This is a genomic window from Comamonas fluminis (assembly GCF_019186805.1).
In the GTDB taxonomy this organism is placed as follows: Bacteria; Pseudomonadota; Gammaproteobacteria; order Burkholderiales; family Burkholderiaceae_C; genus Comamonas; species Comamonas fluminis.
In genome coordinates this window covers 3,685,851-3,709,606 of sequence record NZ_CP066783.1, presented here as the reverse complement: position 1 = coordinate 3,709,606, position 23,756 = coordinate 3,685,851, and the positions used below count along the sequence as shown (strand labels likewise).

Sequence of the window (23,756 nt, the reverse complement as noted above, 5' to 3'; positions counted from 1 at the left end):
CAAAGATAAACGATGGACCGTGTCCGGAGATTCAGGGGGCTATCTCAAAAGATTGCACCATTAAAACCAGGGATCAAACATCTAGATTTTGATCGTGGCCGTGCAGATGTACATCAGCCTTCCAAAGAGGTCTAACAAAAGCCAATGCGCAATGGCATACCAAATGGCATACCGACGGAAGGAAAAAACAAAAAAGCCAAGTGAAATCAATCACTTGGCTTTTCTATTTGGCGGAGGCTGTGAGATTCGAACTCACGGAAGGATCACTCCTTCGGCAGTTTTCAAGACTGCTGGTTTAAACCACTCACCCAAACCTCCGGATGGCAGGATTCTACACAAGGATTCATTGGAATCTGGATTGGGGCAGTTTTTTCAACATCTGAAAAAATGATAGCGCGAAGCGCATATCTTTTAATGGCTAGAAGCCACTTTCACGAATAACGACAGCCAAGCCGTTTTGCAGTACATGCCATAGCCAGCTGCTGCGTTCGGCGCGGATATGGGCTGTGCCGCGGAGTTCGCGAGTCTGAGGTGGCTGATCGTGGAGCTTCAATCGTACTCTGTACAGCGCGTGGACCGGTAGCACTTCTTTCTCGTGAGGCTGTGTAGCAACTGCTCCTCCATGGCGCGCGTCCAGTGTGGAATAGGGCAGTTGCTGACTTCTGGCGCTATCGACTTCGAGGACGGTTGCATCAATGGAGCGGCCCCAGCGCTGGGGCCAGAACTGGGCCTGGGCTCCGGTCGCAATGCGGTGAACTTGCTGTTGATCGACATAGGCATCGACGATCCAGCTTTCAGGATCAACTAGGACCCCAAGCGGTATGCGGCTGTTGACCCAGGATCCGGCACGCAGATGGGGATCTACATCACGCCATAGTCCTGAGAATTCCGCCTTGAGCTGGAGCTGTGCCACTTCTTCGTCGATAGCACGGTTTTCGGCCAGTTGTTCTTCCAGGCGGCGGATGGTGGCTTGCTGAGTATCCAGCCCTTGCTCTTGCCCCATTAACTGAGGGAGTTGTCGGGACAGTGCGGATACGCTGGCTTCGGTGCGTGCCTTTCGCGCCGCCAGGTCTGGCATGTCGAGGTGTGCCAGGGCCTGGCCTGCTTTGACCTGGCCAGGCTTGGTGAGTGCGATGACTTGAGCCGCTTGAGGGCTGTAGATGACCTGCTGGCGTTCTGTACGGGCGACACCAGGCGCCTGCAGATCGGCTGACCATGGGAATGCAGCCAGAAAGAGTGCTGCACCCACGATGCTCCAGATCATGATGCGATTGCGTCTGGGAACTTCAGACCAACGTTTTTTCCAGACCATGATTTCAGTCCAAATAGGTTTAGCAACGAACCACCACAGTTCCACACCAAGCAGGAAGATGCCCAGTGCTTTAAAGAAAAAGTAGTAGACGGCAAAGGCGATACCGAGAAAGACGGTTAGCCGGTATAGCCAGGTGATATAGGCAAACAGGCGCAGTTTCCACAGCACTTCTGGGCGGAACGATTCTGGGTCTGGTTCATTGAGGCCCAGCAGTTTGCGGCGCATATAGGCCTTGGCAATGGCTCCTGCACGCTCATGCAAGTTCGGAAAGTTGATGATGTCCGAGAGGATGAAGTAGCCGTCAAAGCGCATGAAAGGGCTGACGTTCAGGGCCAGAGACAGTATCCAGCCCGTCGTGGCGAGATACAGCATGGATTGGCGCAGCAGGCCTTCATCCAGCAAGGCCCAGGCCAACGTAGCCAGGCCCGCGAGCGCCAGTTCTGTACTGACCCCGGCGATAGAGATTGCAAGCCGATGGCGATGGTTGCGCAGTCTCCAGGATTCACTGGTGTCGGTATAGAGCATGGGCCACAGAACGACCATGGCAACGCCCATGTGGGCCACGCGTACTCCCAGACGTGTGGCAACCAGAGCGTGGCCCATTTCGTGCAGTGCTTTAGAGACGATCAGCGCCAAGGCAAAGCCTGCAAGCCCGGTGGGGGACAGCATGTCCATGAAGCTGTTGACGAAGGTATCCCATTGGCGGGCTACCAGGATCAGGCCTAGCACGGTGGCTGCGATCAGTAGTCCAAGTGCCGACTTGGTAAAAAGTGGTGCGACCCAGGGCAGCATGGCTTGCAGGAAGCGCTGAGGTCTGACCAGTGGAACGCGAATGAACAGGTAGGTGTGCAACCACCACTTTCCGCTTTTCCACTTGGCTTCACCGCTTTTTTTCTGCAGTTGCTCCACTTTCTGAGGTGTCGCACGCAGCAAGCTATGTTGATCCAGAAACTTGGCAAATTCGGTAATCTGCTCCTCATCGACTTCAAGAGTCGTTGAGGCGTTGATATCTTGCGCAATCAGAGACGGGGGCATGTGCCAGCGCAGCAGGCACTCATACTCCAGCCAGCCAATGCGGTAGAAGCGGTTGGTAATGGGGTCCTGTATGGCCCAGGCTGGCGCTCCGTCTGGAAACGGGGCGCTGGAATGCAGTTTGAGATCTTCGCGTAGTGGTGGAGCGGGCGGTGCGGCTTTGGGCTGCTTGTTGGCAGCCGCTTTACTGCTTGCGCCTAGCAGGGCTAACGCTTCTGGACTGAGCTTGTTGCCAGCAACCCCGCCCTTGCCTTGCTCGCCTGAGGGGGCAGCGGATTGCGGCATCAGAAGCCGCTCCATTCACGGACGGTCGCTAGTGGGCGACGCAGCAGGTAATAGCTCAACGCGACCCAGCCACCAGAGATCTTGGCGGTGCCGTGCAAGCCAATGCGGGCATCGTCCAGGGATTGACCTTTGTTCAGCGTAGCGCGAAGACGGTAACTGGACACATTGTCTGGCGACAGGCTGGCCTGGTAGCTGGTCTCGGCCACGGTTGCGCTGAGTGGCGAAAGTGGTTTGACAGTCAGGAACAGCTTGACGGGGGCATTTTCGTTGAGTACCAGTGCGTCAGAGACTGGCAGATAGACCAGTACCCCCGCCGATTTAGGATTGGCGACCTGCATGATGCGCTCTCCAGTGACAACAGGACGGCCCAGCCAGTCATCTGCAGAGCCAAAAACGGCAATCCCGTCATGAGGAGCTCGGACCTCGATGCGCGTCAACTGGGCTTGCACAGCCGCGAGCTCGGCTCGCTTTTCCTGAGCTTTGCCTTGTAACTGTGTCAGCTCCCCTTTGCTCTGGAAGTTGTCAAAGGCTTTCTGGCTGGCAGCCATCCATTCAGCATCAGCAACTGCGACGGACTGTGTGGCGACTTCCAGACGGTTGCGCAGCGTTGTTTCATCCAGAGAGATCAAAAGGTCGCCGGTCTTGACCACCTGATTGGGGCGAACATGGAAGTTCTTGACTACGCCGTCCAGAGGGGAAGCAATCGTCGTTGCATCCAGCGCGACGACTTCGGCAGGTGCCAGGGCTGACTGGCGCACAGGAAACAGGCAGAGCACCAGCAAGGCACCCCAGATGAAGTATCGCTTGCGGCCTAGGGCTTGCCAATGTTCGCGTAGGCTCAGGCGTGGCTTGCCTCCCAGCATTTCCCAGCAATAGGCCCAATGGGTTGCCAGATGCGACAGAGCCTGTTTGTGAAGGGCGCTGGGCTCTGCTTCCATCAAAAATCCGGCCCAGGCCAGAATCGCGCCGTCGCGGCGGCGCAGAGGGATGGCGTAAAGGCCTTCCGGCCACCATTCCAGCCAGCCATCGAGGACTTCGGGGGGAGGCGGCTCTTGAGGCTTCTGAAGATCAGCAGGTTCCGCTGGTTCAACGGCTGCGGGCTGCACTTGTGCCGAGTTGCCGGAGGCCGGCGCCTCAGGCATTTCAGGCGCCTTAATGGACGCGTTTGCTGGCGATGGAATCCAGCCAGCCTTGCTGCCAAGCTGCTTTTCCATCCAGGGCCAGCTGCGGCGCAGCCAGATCAGGTAAGGGCTGTCTTCTGTGGGAACTGCAAGCCCTGATAGCGTGAGCAAGCGGGCTTGTTTGCCGCTGCCCGCCATGACAAAGGCTTGCCGGAAACCGAGCAGGCCGAAACTGTCATTGGCAATGGAAAAAGCGAGCTCTGCAGGAGTGTTGGCTGCACGGGCGCGTGCCTCCAACTGAGCCACCATGGCGGCGGCTGAAGGGGAAGCACTTGCCATGGTTTACTGCAGTCCTGGGAAGCGGGCTACGCCACTCATGCCAGCAAGCAGGTCAGGGTGCTTGCCGTCGATACGGGCTTCGAGCTCAACTGTCTGAGCGACAGCATCAACACGGGCGTTGATGGCCGAAACTTTTGCAGGATAGGTTTTGCGGGTTTCATCGATTGCCACATCAAAGGCCGCGCCCACTTTGAGCGATTGCAACCAGCGCGATGGGACGTTCAGACGCAGCTTCAGGGGGCCGTCGCTGACCATTTCCAGCAAAGGAACGCCAACGTTTACGCCCTGTGCAGGCTTGACATGCAGCTTGACCACATGGCCAGAGAACGGGGCGCGGACCACACATTGATCCATCTGAACGCGGGTGAGCGAGATAGCCGCCTTGGCTTTGTCAGCCTGGGTTTTGGCCAGCAGAACCTCGGTGTCACCAGCGGCATCCAGCTTGCGCAGTCTTTCCTTGACGTCCTGCGTTTCCTTGGCATTGGCATATTCGGCCTGAGCCATGCGCAGGCGTGCATTGGCTTCGCTGCAGTCAAAGCTCAGCAGCGTTTGCCCTTTTTTGACATGAGCTCCCAGGCCCGCATTCAGGCTGGCAATACGGCCCAGCATCTGCGAAGCCAGTACGGTTTCCAGCTCTGGGGTCAACAGGACGCGAATGGCATGTGGGTCCGCATGGGCGGGAGCGGCAGCACGCGCTGCGGCAGGGGCTGCGGGCGCAGGCGCCTGTTGGGCCAAGGTCGTTTGAGAGACTGCCCAAATTGCGGTGCAGCCAAGGGCTGCCCGCGCAAAGGATTTCATTGACATAGAACTTCTAACTTCTCGCCAGTGCCCAGAGGGCACGGCGCTCATTGATTGGTAGCCTGGAAGACTGTCTGTTGCCATTGGCCCATGGTTTCCTGCATGGACTTGGCCAGGGTCTTGACGTCGTGGCTTTGCACGGTCTCGGGCAGGATGTCCAGGCCCACGGAGTTGTACAGACGGCCCCAGGCGGCTTGCGCATTGGAGTACGCGGCGTAGCGCTGGTATTCACCCAGCAGCGCACGTGCTTCTGTGCGGATAACTTCCAGCTCGGAGTCAAACTGGCTCTTGGCCGCAGCCTTGGCGTAGTTCAGCAGGCGCTGATCCACATTCATGCTTTCCTCTGCGAACTTGAGTTCGGAGAGCGACAGGCCGTAACGCTGCACGCCCACACGCACCTGAGTCAGCACCGCCATGGACAGGGCCATGCGGCGCATGTCGTCTGTCTCATTCTGTGCCTGGTGAGCTTTTTGCAGTGCAGGGTACTGAGTCAGTTTCAGCAGGTTCCAGGAAACGCGAACGCCGGTATCCACCCAGTTGCTGTTGTAGCTGTACTTGTTGGAATCATATTGCCAGCCGGCATCAAAGCTGATGTTGGGCCACAGCAAAACCTTGGCCGCCTTGATGTCATTTTCGGTCACGCGCTTGCGGTACCACTCTTCCATGATTTCAGGGCGCTTTTCCAGAGCCAGCTTTTCCAGCGCTTCCACATTCACAGGGATGCGGGGCAGGGCCAGCTCATTTTGTTCAGCCAGAGTGAACTTCACGCCGGGGGCTACGGACATCAGTGCACGCAGCTCGGCCATGGCCAGTTCCAGGTCCTGGCGACGCAGCGTCAGGGTGTTCACGGCATCCAGCAGGGCTCGTTGGTAGCCCAGGACCTGGGCCTGTGGCATCAAGCCTTGCTTCTCAATTTCCTTGGCGCGTTCCAGTGCCTTGTTCACGCGGTCCAGCAGCCCATCCACACGGCCGAGCAGCTTTTGAGCGCCCAGTGCGCGCCAGTAGCTGTTGCGCACGTCCTGGAGCACGTTCTGGATCACCTTACGGCGACGCTCTTCAGCCATCAGAACCTGATCGGCCTTTTGCTGAGCGCGATAGTAGGACACGCCAAAGTCCAGAGCGTTCCAGGAGAAGGACAGATTCGCCATAGAGCGGTCACGCTCCTGCGAGGTCGATGGGTTCAGTGACACGGTGCGAGGTGGCTCGATCAGGACCGAGGTGCCGCCAGAGTCATTGTTACGGCTGCTGTAGCCGGCACCTGCCACCAGCTTGGGCAGCATTTCATAGGTCGATACATCCCACAGGCTACGGCTCAGAGCCGTTTCCATCAGCTTGAGCTTGTAGTCCAGGTTGTACTTGAGTGCGCGTGCCGCAGCTTCGTGAAAGTCGATAGGAGCGCTGATGGGTTCCTGATCCTTGTACATGCTCAGTACGTCCTGAGCTGCACGGTCACGAATTTCGTCGGAGGTAAATGCCTTGGGGGCAACGGAGCCGCAGGCGGCCAGAACCAGGGGCAGGCAAGCGGTCGTCAGGCGCAGAGCGAAGGGAGGGATACGGCTGTTCATTGTTGTGCTTCCGTAGGTCAAAGATATGGGAATACCCGACCTGCTCGACTTGCGAGCAGGGGCGGGCTGTTGTGTTAGCCGAGGTGGCTTGGCAGGTCGTTAGCGCTTTGCTTGAGCTGTTCGCTGAAGGAGGCGGACTTTCCGGAAGTCATGGCATCCATCATTCCGGTGGCCTGAGGCTGTGCTTCAGCCGCATTCCAGCGCTCCAGCAAGTCCAGCAGCGCTTGCGGCTTCTCGCCATCGACGGGTTCCTGTGCGCTGTCCTTGGCGGGTGCGTCAGGAATAGCTTCCGCTTTGTTCAGCTCTTCGGAATGCTGTCGCAGCATTTCCTGGAGCGGCGTCTCTGTCGGCAGGTTGGCCTGAATGTTGCGCGCCAGGAACTCCCAGAACCTGCGTTCTTGCTGAGCCGCCTGAACCGCATGTTGGACAAACAGGTTGGGGTCCTGAGCGAGGCTCAGGCCGATAGAGTGCAGTCTGGACTCATTGAGCACAGGCCAGTTGGCAAGCATGGTCTGCACGGCTTCCAGCTGCGCACGCTGCACTTCCAGGTTCACGTAAGTGATGGGGTGCATCACGGTGGGCACACGCATGTCTTGGAAGTAGCGATAGCTTTCCCAGAAGACGCTAGGTGTGTCCGTCATGGCGTCACCCAGAACCAGTAGTGTGCTGGAGCCGCCAGAAAGCGGAGGCGCAACGGTTGTTCCAACGTCCGTGGTGATGCCGGTGTTGGGTCGTGCAGGTGGGTCCACATTCAGCGGTGCTGCATTCGCGGTGATGCGAAGCACTGCGCTCGAAGTACCACCGGCCCCATCAGAGATGGTGTAGTGGATATCAGGCACCTGGCCGCCCCACAGTGGCTGAGCAGTGAAGGTGTAGCTGCCATCGCTGTGGATCTCCAGCACACCCTTGTTAGGAATCGATATCGTGACCGAGTCATTGGGTGGGACGGAAACAGTGATGCCATCCACCGTGATTTCGGTCACGGTGACAGGCTGGCCGTCCGGGTCACTGTCGGCATGGTCGCCAGAGGATCCGCCTGTAATCACATTGCCCTTGGCAGGTTCGCCAGGGGCGGTGACATTGCTGTCATCCACCGCAACGGGGGGGCGGTTCGTCACAGTAATGGTGACGGTTGCCGTGTCCGTGCTGCCGTCCTTGTCCGTGACGGTATAGGTGAACGTATCCGTGCCAACAAAGCCGGGGGCAGGGGTAAAGATGTACTGGCCCGTTGCCGGGTCAATAGTCACTGTGCCGTGCTTGGGCGGCTCGCCCAGCGTCCAGCTCTCAATGCCATCAGCGCCTGGCTGGTCGTTGCCACCCAACTGACCGGTGACCGGCACGTTCACCAGTGTGGTGTTGCCGTCATCCTGTGCATCGGGGCGGTCATCAACGATGTCCACTGTCACCGTGGAGGAAGTGCTGTCGCCGTCACCGTCCGTTACCGTGATGGTGAACGAATCGGTTGGAGGCGTTGCACCGCTGCCATCGGCAGGTGTCTTGAGTTCGTACTCATAAGTCACCGTAGGTGGCGTTGTGCCATCACCAGGGGTGTAGGTCACCGTGACCTGGCCATGGGGGGTATCCACCACAGTCGGCACACCAGGCTTGACTTCTTGAGGGCTGCCGCCAGGTGGCGTCACCGTGATGGTGGTGGTTCCACCGTCTGGCGACTCTACCTCGAAGCTTCCGGTCGTCTTGTTGCTGCCAGAGTCAGGATCGCTACCGCCATCAAGACCAGACTCGCTCACGCTGGGGTTGCCTGGCGTGTTACCGCTGGTTGAGGGCGGGGTGAGTGTTGGAGCCTTGTCGGCAATCGTGATCGTGATCGTGGCCGAGGCGGGATCACCGTCCTTGTCCGTGATCGTGTAGTCGAACACTTCCGTCGCATTCAGTGGCGAGCCATCAGTGCGGGTGTAGACATAGCTGCCATCGGGAGAGAGGGTCAGCGTGCCGTACTGGCCTGTCACCGTGATCTTGCCGGTGTCAGGGTCCACAGTGACAGGAGCGCTGTCATTGGGGCCCTTGGCGCTGGTAACGAGCGTGTCACGGTCGGCGCCCAGCGTGTCGTTGCCCAGAGCGTTGCCTGTGGCGGTGTTGCTGCCGTTGTCGACTGTGGCGCTGTCGTCAGCGGCCGCAGGAGCGTCGTCGGTGATATCCACCAGAACCGTCACCGTCGTGCTGTCACCGTCCTTGTCGGTGATCGTCACATTGAACTCATCGGTGGGCGACTTGGAGGAGTCGTCCACAGGGGTCTTGAGTTCGTACTCGTAGGTGACCTTGGGCGGAGTGTTCGTAGAAGGATCACCCTCGGTGTAGGTCAACGTCACTTCGCCCTGGGGCGTGATCACCTTGGTGGGTACATCCGGCACCAGCGTCACGGAAGGACCGCCAGGAGGCGTCACTGTCACGGTGGTTGTGTCATCACCCGGTTCGAGCACGATGGTGCCCGTCGTGGTGTTGCCCTTGCCTGGGGTGCTGCCATCGGTGAGGCCACCTTCGCTGACGCTGCCATCAGGCTTGATGACAGGGCGAGTGGGGCTGTTGGGATCGGATGGATCCACAGGCAGCTCGGTAGGCGGATTGCCATCCTTGTCCGTCACAGAAGGCGTGTTGTCCGCAATCGTGATGGTGATCGTGGCAGGAGAAGAGTCACCGTCCTTGTCCGTGATCGTGTAGTCGAACACTTCCGTCGCATTCAGTGGCGAGCCATCAGTGCGGGTGTAGACATAGCTGCCATCGGGAGAGAGGGTCAGCGTGCCGTACTGGCCTGTTACCGTGATCTTGCCGGTGTCAGGGTCCACAGTGACAGGAGCGCTGTCATTGGGCCCCTTGGCGCTGGTAACGAGCGTGTCACGGTCGGCGCCCAGAGTGTCGTTGTCCAGAGCGTTGCCTGTGGCGGTGTTGCTGCCGTTGTCGACGGTGGCGCTGTCGTCAGCGGCCGCAGGAGCGTCGTCGGTGATATCCACCAGAACCGTCACCGTCGTGCTGTCACCGTCCTTGTCGGTGATCGTCACATTGAACTCATCGGTGGGCGACTTGGAGGAGTCGTCCACAGGGGTCTTGAGTTCGTACTCGTAGGTGACCTTGGGCGGAGTGTTCGTAGAAGGATCACCCTCGGTGTAGGTCAACGTCACTTCGCCCTGGGGCGTGATCACCTTGGTGGGCACATCCGGCACCAGCGTCACGGAAGGGCCGCCAGGAGGCGTCACTGTCACGGTGGTTGTGTCATCACCCGGAGTGAGCACGATGGTGCCCGTCGTGGTGTTGCCCTTGCCTGGGGTGCTGCCATCGGTGAGGCCACCTTCGCTGACGCTGCCATCGGGCTTGATGACGGGACGAGTGGGGCTGTTGGGGTCCGTAGGATCCACTGGCAGCTCGGTAGGCGGATTGCCATCCTTGTCCGTCACAGAAGGCGTGTTGTCCGCAATCGTGATGGTGATCGTGGCAGGAGAAGAGTCACCGTCTATGTCCGTGATCGTGTAGTCGAACACTTCCGTCGCATTCAGTGGCGAGTCATTGAAGCGGGTGTAGGTGTAGTCGCCCTTGGCGTCCAGGGTCAGCGTGCCGTACTGGCCGGTCACCGTGATCTTGCCGGTGTCAGGGTCCACCGAGACAGGAGCGCTGTCATTGGGGCCCTTGGCGCTGGTAACGAGCGTGTCACGGTCGGCACCCAGCGTGTCATTGCCCAGAGCGTTGCTGGAGGCGGTGTTGCTGCCGTTGTCGACCGTGGCGCTGTCGGGCTTGGCCACAGGGACGTCATCGGTGATCTCCACCACCACGGTCACGGTGGTGCTGTCGCCGTCCTGGTCGGTGATCGTCACATTGAACTCATCGGTGGGCGGCTTGGAAGCGTCGTCCACGGGGGTCTTGAGCTCGTACTCGTAGGTGATCGTGGGTGGAGTGTTCGTAGAAGGATCACCTTCGGTATAGGTGAAGGTCACCTCACCCTGAGGCGTCTTGATCGGAGGGTTGACACCTGGCACCAGCGTCACAGGATCGCCGCCAGGAGGTGTTACCGTCACCGTGGTCGTTTCATCGCCGGGAGTCAGCGTGATCGTGCCCGTGGTGGTGCTGGTGGACTTGTCTGGATCGCTGCCATCGGGCAGGCCGCCTTCGCTGACAGGGCGATCAGGTTTGATCACAGGGCGAGTGGGGCTGTCGGGATCCATCGGATTCACGGGCACTTGCACGGGCGGGTTGGTCACCACGGGTGCCTTGTCGGCAATCGTGATGGTCAACGTCGCAGTGGACTCATCGCCATCGGCATCCTTGATGGTGTAGGTAAAGACATCCTCGACGGCATCCTGAGGCGCATTCACATCACGGGTGTAGACATAGCTGCCATTGGCTTGCAGCACCAGAGTGCCGTACTGGCCCTGGATGATGCTGCCCACGCCAGCGTTGACATGGGTCTTGCCATTGTCGCCAGCGACCACGCCGGTGACCGTGGCGCCGTCTGCACCACGAATATCCTCAACATCACCGCTGCCAGTGACGGTGCCTTGGCCGCCCAGCACGTTGCCGGAGGCTGTGGTCTTACCGTCGGTATTGGGCATATTGCCCACGGTGGCCGTGTCATCCTTGGCCATAGGTTGGTCGTCGAGGATGTCGATCAGAACCGTGACTGTTGTGCTGTCGCCGTCCTGGTCGGTGATCGTCACATTGAACTCATCGGTGGGCGGCTTGGAAGCGTCGTCCACGGGGGTCTTGAGCTCGTACTCGTAGGTGATCGTGGGTGGAGTGTTCGTAGAAGGATCACCTTCGGTATAGGTGAAGGTCACCTCACCCTGAGGCGTCTTGATCGGAGGGTTGACACCTGGCACCAGCGTCACAGGATCGCCGCCAGGAGGTGTTACCGTCACCGTGGTCGTTTCATCGCCGGGAGTCAGCGTGATCGTGCCCGTGGTGGTGCTGGTGGACTTGTCTGGATCGCTGCCATCGGGCAGGCCGCCTTCGCTGACAGGGGGGCCGGGTTTGATCACAGGGCGAGTGGGGCTGTCGGGATCCATCGGATCCACAGGCACTTGCACGGGCGGGTTGGTCACCACGGGTGCCTTGTCGGCAATCGTGATGGTCAACGTCGCAGTGGACTCATCGCCATCGGCATCCTTGATGGTGTAGGTAAAGACATCCTCGACGGCATCCTGAGGCGCATTCACATCACGGGTGTAGACATAGCTGCCATTGGCTTGCAGCACCAGAGTGCCGTACTGGCCCTGGATGATGCTGCCCACGCCAGCGTTGACATGGGTCTTGCCATTGTCGCCAGCGACCACGCCGGTGACCGTGGCGCCGTCTGCACCACGAATATCCTCAACATCACCGCTGCCAGTGACGGTGCCTTGGCCGCCCAGCACGTTGCCGGAGGCTGTGGTCTTACCGTCGGTATTGGGCATATTGCCCACGGTGGCCGTGTCATCCTTGGCCATAGGTTGGTCGTCGAGGATGTCGATCAGAACCGTGACTGTTGTGCTGTCGCCGTCCTGGTCGGTGATCGTCACATTGAACTCATCGGTGGGCGGCTTGGAAGCGTCGTCCACGGGGGTCTTGAGCTCGTACTCGTAGGTGATCGTGGGTGGAGTGTTCGTAGAAGGATCACCTTCGGTATAGGTGAAGGTCACCTCACCCTGAGGCGTCTTGATCGGAGGGTTGACACCTGGCACCAGCGTCACAGGATCGCCGCCAGGAGGTGTTACCGTCACCGTGGTCGTTTCATCGCCGGGAGTCAGCGTGATCGTGCCCGTGGTGGTGCTGGTGGACTTGTCTGGATCGCTGCCATCGGGCAGGCCGCCTTCGCTGACAGGGGGGCCGGGTTTGATCACAGGGCGAGTGGGGCTGTCGGGATCCATCGGATCCACAGGCACTTGCTCGGGCGGGTTGGTCACCACGGGTGCCTTGTCGGCAATCGTGATGGTCAACGTCGCAGTGGACTCATCGCCATCGGCATCCTTGATGGTGTAGGTAAAGACATCCTCGACGGCATCCTGAGGCGCATTCACATCACGGGTGTAGACATAGCTGCCATTGGCTTGCAGCACCAGAGTGCCGTACTGGCCCTGGATGATGCTGCCCACGCCAGCGTTGACATGGGTCTTGCCATTGTCGCCAGCGACCACGCCGCTGACCGTGGCGCCGTCTGCACCACGAATATCCTCAACATCACCGCTGCCAGTGACGGTGCCTTGGCCGCCCAGCACATTGCCGGAGGCTGTGGTCTTACCGTCGGTATTGGGCATATTGCCCACGGTGGCCGTGTCATCCTTGGCCACAGGTTGGTCGTCGAGGATGTCGATCAGAACCGTGACTGTTGTGCTGTCGCCGTCCTGGTCGGTGATCGTCACATTGAACTCATCGGTGGGCGGCTTGGAAGCGTCGTCCACGGGGGTCTTGAGCTCGTACTCGTAGGTGATCGTGGGTGGAGTGTTCGTAGAAGGATCACCTTCGGTATAGGTGAAGGTCACCTCACCCTGAGGCGTCTTGATCGGAGGGTTGACACCTGGCACCAGCGTCACAGGATCGCCGCCAGGAGGTGTTACCGTCACCGTGGTCGTTTCATCGCCGGGAGTCAGCGTGATCGTGCCCGTGGTGGTGCTGGTGGACTTGTCTGGATCGCTGCCATCGGGCAGGCCGCCTTCGCTGACAGGGGGGCCGGGTTTGATCACAGGGCGAGTGGGGCTGTCGGGATCCATCGGATCCACAGGCACTTGCTCGGGCGGGTTGGTCACCACGGGTGCCTTGTCGGCAATCGTGATGGTCAACGTCGCAGTGGACTCATCGCCATCGGCATCCTTGATGGTGTAGGTAAAGACATCCTCGACGGCATCCTGAGGCGCATTCACATCACGGGTGTAGACATAGCTGCCATTGGCTTGCAGCACCAGTGTGCCGTACTGGCCCTGGATGATGCTGCCCACGCCAGCGTTGACATGGGTTGTGCCATTGTCGCCAGCGACCACGCCGGTGACCGTGGCGCCGTCTGCACCACGAATATCCTCAACATCACCGCTGCCAGTGACGGTGCCTTGGCCGCCCAGCACATTGCCGGAGGCTGTGGTCTTACCGTCGGTATTGGGCATGTTGCCCACGGTGGCCGTGTCATCCTTGGCCACAGGTTGGTCGTCGAGGATGTCGATCAGAACCGTGACTGTTGTGCTGTCGCCGTCTTGGTCGGTGATCGTCACATTGAACTCATCGGTGGGCGGCTTGGAAGCGTCGTCCACGGGGGTCTTGAGCTCGTACTCGTAGGTGATCGTGGGTGGAGTGTTCGTAGAAGGATCACCTTCGGTATAGGTGAAGGTCACCTCACCCTGAGGCGTCTTGATCGGAGGATTGACACCTGGCACCAGCGTCACAGGATCGCCGCCAGGAGGTGTTACCGTCACCGTGGTCGTTTCATCGCCGGGAGTCAGCGTGATCGTGCCCGTGGTGGTGCTGGTGGACTTGTCTGGATCGCTGCCATCGGGCAGGCCGCCTTCGCTGACAGGGGGGCCGGGTTTGATCACGGGGCGAGTGGGGCTGTCGGGATCCATCGGATTCACGGGCACTTGCACGGGCGGGTTGGTCACCACGGGTGCCTTGTCGGCAATCGTGATGGTCAACGTCGCAGTGGACTCATCGCCATCGGCATCCTTGATGGTGTAGGTAAAGACATCCTCGACGGCATCCTGAGGCGCATTCACATCACGGGTGTAGACATAGCTGCCATTGGCTTGCAGCACCAGAGTGCCGTACTGACCCTGGATGATGCTGCCCACGCCAGCGTTGACATGGGTTTTGCCATTGTCGCCAGCGACCACGCCGCTGACCGTGGCGCCGTCTGCACCACGAATATCCTCAACATCACCGCTGCCAGTGACGGTGCCTTGGCCGCCCAGCACATTGCCGGAGGCTGTGGTCTTACCGTCGGTATTGGGCATATTGCCCACGGTGGCCGTGTCATCCTTGGCCACAGGTTGGTCGTCGAGGATGTCGATCAGAACCGTGACTGTTGTGCTGTCGCCGTCCTGGTCGGTGATCGTCACATTGAACTCATCGGTGGGCGGCTTGGAAGCGTCGTCCACGGGGGTCTTGAGCTCGTACTCGTAGGTGATCGTGGGTGGAGTGTTCGTAGAAGGATCACCTTCGGTATAGGTGAAGGTCACCTCACCCTGAGGCGTCTTGATCGGAGGGTTGACACCTGGCACCAGCGTCACAGGATCGCCGCCAGGAGGTGTTACCGTCACCGTGGTCGTTTCATCGCCGGGAGTCAGCGTGATCGTGCCCGTGGTGGTGGTGGTGGACTTGTCTGGATCGCTGCCATCGGGCAGGCCGCCTTCGCTGACAGGGGGGCCGGGTTTGATCACAGGGCGAGTGGGGCTGTCGGGATCCATCGGATCCACAGGCACTTGCACGGGCGGGTTGGTCACCACGGGTGCCTTGTCGGCAATCGTGATGGTCAACGTCGCAGTGGACTCATCGCCATCGGCATCCTTGATGGTGTAGGTAAAGACATCCTCGACGGCATCCTGAGGCGCATTCACATCACGGGTGTAGACATAGCTGCCATTGGCTTGCAGCACCAGAGTGCCGTACTGGCCCTGGATGATGCTGCCCACGCCAGCGTTGACATGGGTTGTGCCATTGTCGCCAGCGACCACGCCGGTGACCGTGGCGCCGTCTGCACCACGAATATCCTCAACATCACCGCTGCCAGTGACGGTGCCTTGGCCGCCGGCTTTGTTGCATAAATCGGCCATAGGCCAAGGCATCCCCAATCCCAAATAGATTTACGCAGCAGCGACTGTCTGGGGCGTGCCCAGAGCGGTAAATTGATTGAGGATTGAAGCTCGGATGTGCAGCTCGGTCACCTGGCGCTCAAACGTCCTGGCCATGACCTTCTCGCCGAGTCGCTTGAAGCAATTCATCTTGGTCTCCACCAGTGACCTTCGGTGGTAGCCGCTCCAGCGTTTCCAGATAGCCCGCCCCAACTGCCTACACGCCTTGACCGCTTCATTGCGGTGAGCAAATGCCAGCCCTTTGCGCAGCTTCGCTCCTTTGCGCGGCGGGATGATTGGAATGGCTCCCCGCAGGTAGCACGCCTTATGTACATCCTGCGTGTCGTACGCCCCATCACCGGTAAAGCTAGCTATCTCTTCATTGCTTGGAATTTGACCTAGCAGGTCTGCTGCCATGGGCGAGTCGCCCACTTCATTGGTTGTTACTGCGATGGCCCGAATCTGCAGTGTCTGGGCATCAATACCCAGATGCACCTTGCGCCACTGGCGGCGGCTCTCGGCACCGTGCTTTTTGGTTTTCCACTCACCTTCGCCCAAGAACTTGATGCCCGTGGAGTCGGCCAGCATGTGCAAGCCTTTGTCACTTGCACGGTAGCGCACCTGCACATCCAAGCTCTTTTGCCTGCGACACACCGTGCTGTAGTCGGGCACTGGCCAATGCAGGCCTGCCATACCCAATAGCGACTCAACCAGGCCCAGTGTCTGGCGCAAGGGCTGGCCAAACAAGCACTTGATGGTCAGGCAAAACTGGATGGCCGCATCTGAGAACTTCTGGCAACGACCACGCTTGCCCGTGGGCCGAGCTAGCCACTGCATATCCCTATCGAGCCAAATGGTCAGCTCACCTCGCGCCTTCAACGCTGCGTTGTAAGCCTTCCAGTTCGTTGTGCGGTACTTCCAGCTCGTCTCTCTCATCTCCCGAGCCTACCTCAGCTGCGACCGGCATTTGTGCAACAACGCCTTGGCCGCCCAGCACATTGCCGGAGGCTGTGGTCTTACCGTCGGTATTGGGCATATTGCCCACGGTGGCGGTGTCATCCTTGGCCACAGGCACATCGTCAATGACAGCAATCGTCAAAGTGCCTGTATTGCTCTTGCCTCCGGTATCGGCAATTTTTAGACCAATATCGATAGTGCTGGAGTCACTGCCAGCGGAGGTATGAGTCTGTGTTTTATTCAGCACAAACTCATACTGAATGCTGCCTTGAACGGGCACGCTGTAGCCGCCAGCGGCGTCAGGTGTAAAGCCCGTGATGGTCAAGACACCATCAGCCAAGGTGATAGTGATAGGGTTGCTGCTACTGGCATTCTTAAGCTGATCTAAGGTCACTGTGGTTTCATAGACGCCTGAGCCAAAGGTCATGCTGACCAGGCCATTACCCGCAGTGAAGTTGATGCTGCCGCTGGTTTTGTTGTCTGCGCCAATGACACCAGAGCCACTCACCAAGCCGCTTTCCTTGACGGTAGCGTGACCTGCCACTGCACCATTGCCATCCACCGGGGTAATGCTGGACCCACCATCATCCTTGCCAGTGATGGAGATCGTGAGTGTTGAAGAAGCAGGGCTTCCAGCCGAGTCTTTGACCGTGTAATCAAAGACCTCAGTCAAAGGCGTTCCACCCTCTACCAGAGCATTGACCTCGGGGTCATTGGTGCGCAGCTCATAGGTGTAACTGCCATCAGGGTTGACGGTCAAAGTGCCATATTTGCCGGCAACAGTAATGACCCCCGTTGTCTGGTCCTTGTTGCCGATGTTGTTCCCGAACTTGACTTCATGCACAGTCAAGGTATCACCGATATCCACATCCGTGTCTTTTCCAGTATGGCCCTTATCACTTCCTTGCGGTTGCGTTATCAGGCCACCTTCAACGCCGGCTGTGTTTTCGTCGATGGTGTGCGTGTCTGGGTTAGCAACAGGCGCGTCATTGACAGGCTTCACAAGGATCTGAACAGAATCCGTATCTGTTAGTGCATCTCCGGGTTCACGAGGGGTGCCGTTGCCATTGGCATCACCACCCTGACCTCGGTCATTGGTGTTGATCGTCAGCGTATCCGCGCCATTCCAGTTGAGGTCTCCCAGGTACTGGAGCAATGCCAACGCCTTGTTCAAGTCAGTCTGACTGCCTGTCAGTGTGATGCTCTTGCCGGGTGCGGGTGCTGTACCCAGTTCTGAAGGGAAACCGGCCCCAAAAGACAGTTGACCGTGCTCAACCGTCAATGTGACCGTCAGTTTGCCATCACCTGCATCGCCATCGGGGTCGCTGATTGAAATGCCGGGGATCGACAGCAGCGTATCTTCGTCCACGCTCAATGGGCCAGTGGGAACCTGATTGACGGGCGCGTCATTTTTCTGGACGTAGGCAAAGTTTCTACTGGCGTTTGAGGTTCCTTCGGCCAGACTTCCTGTGATGGTGCCCAATGCACTTCCGCTATCGGCATCCCAGCGAACAGACAGGTCATCCGTGTCGCCCGGTGATACTTCTTTGCTGACATTGCCAACGGTGATGATGTATTTGCCTGCAGGCAAAGCACCAAAGCTGTACTCGCCCTTTTCATTTGTCACGGTGGTCAGCTTGATGTCGTCGGCAGTTCCCGTCTGCCCGTCTTTGCCAGCCAGCGTCAGAGTGACCGTCACTCCTGCAAGTTTGGCCTCCCCATCATCCCATTCATTGTTCGGAGACTTGGTGTCATCCCACAGCGTCCCCGTAATCAGGCTATAGCCTGCCTCATCTTTCTTGTAGTAGTCGTTAACGCCGCTTGCACCTGCGGCGGCATCTGCTCCAGTGCGCTCGCCTGTCGCTGTGCCAGCCGCGCCAGCGGTTGAGCCCGCAAATGAATGCTGGGTACCGGGAACACTGCTCCAGGTCAGCTTGGCTGGAGTGCTATCTGTCGACACTGTTTGAGCGCCATCCTTGGGCACTTCAGCGGTGTATTTCAAAGTGACCTTGGTGCCAGGGTCAATCTTGTTGTCCCCGAACTCAACCTTGATTCCAGATTCATCGGTCGTGACTGTGTAGCCCGCTGCTTGTGCTTCTGCCAGGGTGTACGTCTTGCCGCCGACCGTCAGACTGGAAAACACATAGTTGCTGCCCTGCGGCCATTGGTCAGTCAGCACGGCATTGAATGCCGCCAGGTCATCCTGAACACCTGCAGCATTGTTGACGGTGAACGAGTCTTCCACCGTGATTGTGGCGTTATTGCCCGCTACGGGGTAAGAAACGTCAACGACGGTTTTCGTGACATTGCCAACATCGGCCTCGGCAATCGTGGATGTCAATTTGCCTGATGCGCCTAGTTCAGTGGTGCCCGTGGCGGTGGTGAATGAGGTTTCAAGCTTAGTACCAGCCTGATTGGCCTTAATATTCTTGACAACCGCATTGAACTCAATCACCACATATTCGGTTTGAGAATCATTATTGCTATTGGTTATTGTGCCAAGACTAAATACGGGCTTGCCATCTGGTCCTACTGTTGCGTGAATCTCGGTAGTGGGTTTATCTGCACTATTGTAATTTCCGGAATTGATGGCATCAATCAGGCTTTGGATAAATGACTTGCCTGTTCCAATTGGGAAATTTACGGATGAAGTGATCTTGGTGCCGTCGACAGAAACAAAGGCAATGGTAGCTGAACCTAGATATTCATAACCATCTGGCAAGTTGACAGTGACTTTGAAATCATCGACCTTGCCTTCTGCCAAGCCAATCACCATGCGAAAGCGCTCAATTTCACCAATAGTTAAAACGCGATCTGCTGTGTCTGTCAGTCCACCAATACTGGAAATTTCATTGAAGGCCCAGACCTTGACCTGCGCGCTGTCTTTGGCGCTATAGTCGTTTAGCTTGCCATCTTCATTCCAGATGCCATCGTCACCGGTTCGCTCGTTTCCATCGCGATTAACAGCAGAGTTGCTGCTGCTGTCAAGACTGCTCCATTTCACAACAGCATCGCTGTTGAAGCTGGGAACGCTAGCTACAGTGCTATTGGCTGTGGCATTGACTGTGATGGTAATAGACTTGCCTGCTGCAAGATCGATATTCTCACCATCCTTGATTTGTAACTTGTTGCCTACCCATTCCAATGATTTAGAGATATCGTTGCCATCATTTGTTGCTGTAAACCCTAGGATATCCAAGACGGAAGCAAATTGATCGCTAAATTGCAAGTCGAAAGCATTAACTACAGAATTGTTTGTGATTGTAATGGTGTAATCAACTTTATCACCTGCATCGACATTTTCTTTGTCAACACTCTGGGTGATGCTGAGCTGTGGCTCTACAATGGTGATGCGTGGTTTTTCCGGGCTTGAAATTGGAGTATTGTTGTCTGCACCGGCCTTGTCATACGTCATTGATGGCGTAAAATCAATAGTTTTCCCTTGTTGATTGGCGCTGACATTGTCTGCAATCAATTTGACGCGCACCACAAAGCTATTATTGCTTTTATCATTGTCAGCAGTAACAGTTACATCCCCAAAGCTAATGTTGGTGGCATTGCCTGAAACAATGTTGACACTACCAGAAAATGCATTACTCAGTTTTCCACCTGGGGCGGTGATTAGCTCGTAGCCTGTTCCGTTGAAATTTGTATCAAGTTTCATTCCTGAGGGAATAAAATTCTTGATATTAAAATCTTTGGTAGTTCCTTCCGGCAGAGTAATGACTATGTCATACACCATGCTTTCGCCAATGACCAAATTAGCCCCTGTGGTGTGGGTGGCTGAGGAGTCATCCTCCGAAATACTTCCATCCTTGAAATACGCATGTATTTCTGGTGCTCGCACTGTCGCAGTGGCTGTGTCTGTCAGATCTTTCGCAAGAAAATCTGTGCCATTGTCAACACTGGCATACTTGCTGACGCCCACCTCGGAAGTAGCTAATGCTCCTGAAATAATAGCCGCTGTCGCTTTGGCATCATAGGTAATTAGCAGAATATTGCTGCCATCAGTTACAGCAGTGCCTTCCATGTTGCGGCCCTGTGCCAGCTTGCCCTTGTCACTGTCCATGAGCTCAATAGCACCATCGACTATTTTATAGTCAGTGCCTTTGATAAGTTCTGTCTCATTGCCTAGGAATACTTTGAGGTTGGAACTCTCCAGGTCAGTCCCTGTGAATTCAAAACCCGAAGGAGGAGTGATTTTCGTTGTGGTGACATCATAGGCAGTAGAGCCACCAGAATTCTTGATACCCAGTGCAAAGCGCACTGAATCCCCGGCATCAATATTATTAATATCTCCATTAATTCCGGAAATATCTGTGATTTCTCCAGTAAATGGCTGACCTGGGCTTCCTGGTGCACCCCAAATTCCAGTGGTTCCAGAAATTGAACCATCTCCATCCTTGGAGACAATGCCGTGTATGACTTCCAGTACAGGCTCAGCAATGACCAGTTTGTTAATGGCTGTGTGTGTGGCCTCGATTTGTGGGGTGTTTCTTTCCCCTCCCTTGGCCATCGCTGTCAGTTGCAGCTTGTCTGCCATAACATCGTCAGCAACCTTGACCGTAAACTCAACAACCAGTTTCAGTGTGTCATTAAAATTATCAGTGCGGTCACCAAAGTCGAAACTGAGTTTGTTATTGGTTGCGTCATTTGTCAGACTTCCTCTTCCTGTATTGCTTGTAGAGCTTTCTACAATATTGCCAAGGCTATCGACTATTTTCCAGGACCATTGACCTGCAATACTTCCATCACCTTTGCTAAGGTTATCTATTGTGCCATCATCATTCCAGTCATTGACCTTGAATGCAGGCTGTGGCAGATAAATATCAAGATTGAGTTTTTCAAAATCTCCGGTGTTGAGTGTGTAATCGAGTTGATATGTCACACTGTCACCAGGCTTGACACTGCTGACAGGATTGCCTCCATTGACTTTGCTGATATCCAGATTAAGCGCACCACCTGTCACTGTCGTGGAAGTTTGGGTGGTATCTGTGATGACTGGGAGATCAGTGCTTCCATCGCTTTTGACAATCGAGCCGCTGATATTGACAGAGCTTCCTAGAGTGTCGCCATGGTTGATTTGAGGGTCCCCCCCGTCTGCTGGGGACTTGAAAGTATTATTAATACTTGTTTTATAAACAATTTTTCCGGTGGATCCACCTGGTAATTTTCCATCAGCAAGCTCTGGATAATCTGCCTTCATGGATTGAAGAGCCGATGAAATATCAAAGCTTAACTCGGTATTGTCGTTGCCGGAAATTGTTTTGCTGCCAGTGTATTGGCTGAGGTCAATTGTAATGGTGCGACCATCTGGCAGCTTTACCTCCAGCATGGCGCTGCCTTTAGGGGTCAGTCCGTCGTCGATGGTGTCGGTAATGACGAGATTTTTAAAGTCGAAGAAATCAGAGATCTGAAAATCGATGGTGTGCGTCAGATCCTGACCAGGTCTAGGGTCTCCAGTGACGTCCTTTTGAACAGCCATGGAGTGCACTTTATGGCTGACCTCTGCCCCTGCTGGATTAATGCTGCCATTAATGGTTTTGTCACGAATATCTTTGGGGACCCAAGTCCAGGCGCTGCTGATGTCGAAATTTTTGGTGACGGTCGCACCTGTTGCAGGGTCAATGATTGCAGAACCATCTGCGTATGTTTCTGCGACATAGTATTGAATCTTGATGTCTTGTGTGCCAGACAGTGAGTCAATTTTGACCTGAATCTTGTTGCCAGAGGTGACTGAACCATTGACCAAATCGTTACCAGCCACAATGCTGCCACCACTGATTTCGGTAATGACAACGCCATCTGGCAGGTCGATGGTGGTGATGTGGTCGGTCAGGGTTTGGCCGGGAGCGGGAGTGATGCTGACAGTCACTTCCTTGGGAAAGCTGGGGCCACTGGCAGTTTCATTTTCTGCACCGCTAAAGCCATAGCTGTACTGAACTTCGGTGCTCTTGATGCTAATGGTTTCGGTATTGCCGCGAATGCTGGGGTCACTTGCATAGTCGCTTGCCACAGCAGTGTCACCATACATAAAACCACTCTGAACCGAGATGCTCAGAGGTTTGTCAGTATCCGCAAGGTCGGAGAGCTTGGCATTGACAACAATGTCGGCAACAGGCTGATCTTTGCTATAGCTGCCAAATGGCAACTCAATCACCAGCAGGGTGTCGCCTGGCTTGCCGGTAAGGATGAGCTTGGCTCCATTGGTGCCCACAGCGTAGGGGTGCGTGGCTTTGCCGTTGGAGTCAAACTTTATTTCGGTAACTTCAAGCTGCTGACCCAGATAGGTCACACCTTTGCTTTTGTCATATGTGATGCCATCGTTTCCGTCAGAGCCGGTGGACGGAAGAATGACATCGATATAGGGGCCGTAACCTGTTGCGCTACCTTTATTGCTGAAGCTGACATTGAAGCTGAAGTCGCTTCCCAGCAAAATTTCACTAGGGCCGTTAGTGGTGGTTTTGGGCAGGGAGTTGGGGAGCAGTTCGGAGTATTGCTCCATGGCTGCGGCACTAAGGGCCAGCTTGCTTTCAATATCACCAGTCTGACGCTCCAATGCCCAGTTGCCGCCAAGAGCTGCGGCGCCTGTTGCATCTGTGGAGGCTGCAATATCTGCGCTGCTCAGGTAAGCCAGCTCTTGAATGAAAGCCTGACCCTGCTCGCCTGCTGCCACGTCGCAGCCATAGAGCAGGATGTCAGCATCCTGAGTCAGGTAGTAGGCCCAGTCCTGAACTTGCGCGCTCTGTGCTTGCAGAGTTGCGCTGTTGATGGTGTCACTACCCAGAGTAATGCTGCCGCTGTTGCCGTGGCTGATGATGTGCAGGCTGTCAGCATTCTGGGCCAGGGCCAGAGCATTGCTGATGGCTGTCAGGCCAGATTCGTTGGCTTGAACGACATGGACTTGTGCACCACCAGCTTCAAGGTCTGCAACCAGGGAATCCAGATCTGGAACACGGCTGTCGATGACGACGACGTTGACAGGGTTGACGCTGGCAAAGCTGCCATCGAAGTCGAGCGACTTCTGTGCATCGACGCTGCGTTCACTTTGGGAGTCTGATGCGTGGCCCTGCTTGTCTCCATCCTGAGTGTGGGCATCGTTCTGGTAAGCCACATCCTGCGCGGCCACCATGGCGGCTCCATCAAACAGCAAACGTGGTTCCAATGCCAGAAGGCGGCTGGTTGAACGAGTGCGTTTTTTTGACTGTGCCATGGGGACCCCTTGAAATCTATGTTCTTTGCTGCCGCGGTAAGAGTTTTCCTACTAAATGTGAGGCTCTCATCCTAAGCGTGCACTTACAAAAATCGAAAAATTCCTATTGTTTTTGGAATTGTTTTGTGATTGATTTTTGTACCTGAATTCTAGATGGCAAGGGCTTTTTGTGTGCTCCTGTGTGTTTTGATGACAATAAGTTTCAATCCATGTTGTTTTGGTGTTGCTTTTTTGAGGTTTTTTTTGTCAATTTCTTTGCGGGACTATTAAGTACTTTTTAATAAATCAAATTTGATAGCAACGAGTCCTTATGGATAAAGAGGTTTGTTGATATTTTTGAGGATCATAAAAAGCAAGTGTTATTTGCCTTTTTGAGTAAGA

7 protein-coding genes and 1 tRNA gene are annotated in these 23,756 nt (G+C 56.4%); all 8 read right to left on the bottom strand.

Annotated features, from left to right (window positions below):
- Window positions 1–228 precede the first annotated feature (228 nt).
- Window positions 229–318, bottom strand: a tRNA-Ser gene (locus JDW18_RS17115).
- Between the two features lie 100 nt (window positions 319–418).
- Window positions 419–2,629, bottom strand: coding sequence for a site-2 protease family protein (locus JDW18_RS17110; protein ID WP_218240655.1), 2,211 nt, complete (start codon window positions 2,627–2,629; stop codon window positions 419–421).
- Window positions 2,629–4,089, bottom strand: a complete 1,461-nt coding sequence (locus tag JDW18_RS17105; RefSeq protein ID WP_218240653.1) for an efflux RND transporter periplasmic adaptor subunit — start codon at window positions 4,087–4,089, stop codon at window positions 2,629–2,631. The genes JDW18_RS17110 and JDW18_RS17105 overlap by 1 nt, the downstream gene beginning before the upstream one ends.
- 3 nt (window positions 4,090–4,092) lie before the next feature.
- Window positions 4,093–4,824, bottom strand: coding sequence for an efflux RND transporter periplasmic adaptor subunit (locus JDW18_RS17100; RefSeq protein WP_246610030.1), 732 nt, complete (start codon window positions 4,822–4,824; stop codon window positions 4,093–4,095).
- A gap of 110 nt (window positions 4,825–4,934) precedes the next feature.
- Window positions 4,935–6,452 (bottom strand): TolC family protein, encoded by a 1,518-nt coding sequence (locus JDW18_RS17095; protein ID WP_218240650.1) that lies wholly within the window; start codon window positions 6,450–6,452, stop codon window positions 4,935–4,937.
- Between the two features lie 74 nt (window positions 6,453–6,526).
- Window positions 6,527–15,187, bottom strand: coding sequence for an Ig-like domain-containing protein (locus JDW18_RS17090; protein ID WP_218240648.1), 8,661 nt, complete (start codon window positions 15,185–15,187; stop codon window positions 6,527–6,529).
- 30 nt (window positions 15,188–15,217) lie between these two features.
- A complete protein-coding gene (locus JDW18_RS17085) occupies window positions 15,218–16,141 on the bottom strand; it encodes an IS5-like element ISAav2 family transposase (RefSeq protein WP_218240256.1) in 924 nt (307 codons plus the stop codon).
- Window positions 16,068–23,375 (bottom strand): DUF4347 domain-containing protein, encoded by a 7,308-nt coding sequence (locus tag JDW18_RS17080; RefSeq protein WP_218240646.1) that lies wholly within the window; start codon window positions 23,373–23,375, stop codon window positions 16,068–16,070. Before JDW18_RS17080 ends, JDW18_RS17085 begins: the two co-directional genes overlap by 74 nt.
- Window positions 23,376–23,756: the final 381 nt, after the last annotated feature.

What these genes read in the sequence shown, in the direction of transcription:
- JDW18_RS17090 (WP_218240648.1), bottom strand. Translation starts at nt 15,187, where the DNA reads ATGGCCGATTTATGCAACAAAGCCGGCGGCCAAGGCACCGTCACTGGC.
- JDW18_RS17095 (WP_218240650.1), bottom strand. Translation starts at nt 6,452, where the DNA reads ATGAACAGCCGTATCCCTCCCTTCGCTCTGCGCCTGACGACCGCTTGC.
- JDW18_RS17085 (WP_218240256.1), bottom strand. Translation starts at nt 16,141, where the DNA reads ATGAGAGAGACGAGCTGGAAGTACCGCACAACGAACTGGAAGGCTTAC.
- JDW18_RS17105 (WP_218240653.1), bottom strand. Translation starts at nt 4,089, where the DNA reads ATGGCAAGTGCTTCCCCTTCAGCCGCCGCCATGGTGGCTCAGTTGGAG.
- JDW18_RS17080 (WP_218240646.1), bottom strand. Translation starts at nt 23,375, where the DNA reads ATGGCACAGTCAAAAAAACGCACTCGTTCAACCAGCCGCCTTCTGGCA.
- JDW18_RS17110 (WP_218240655.1), bottom strand. Translation starts at nt 2,629, where the DNA reads ATGCCGCAATCCGCTGCCCCCTCAGGCGAGCAAGGCAAGGGCGGGGTT.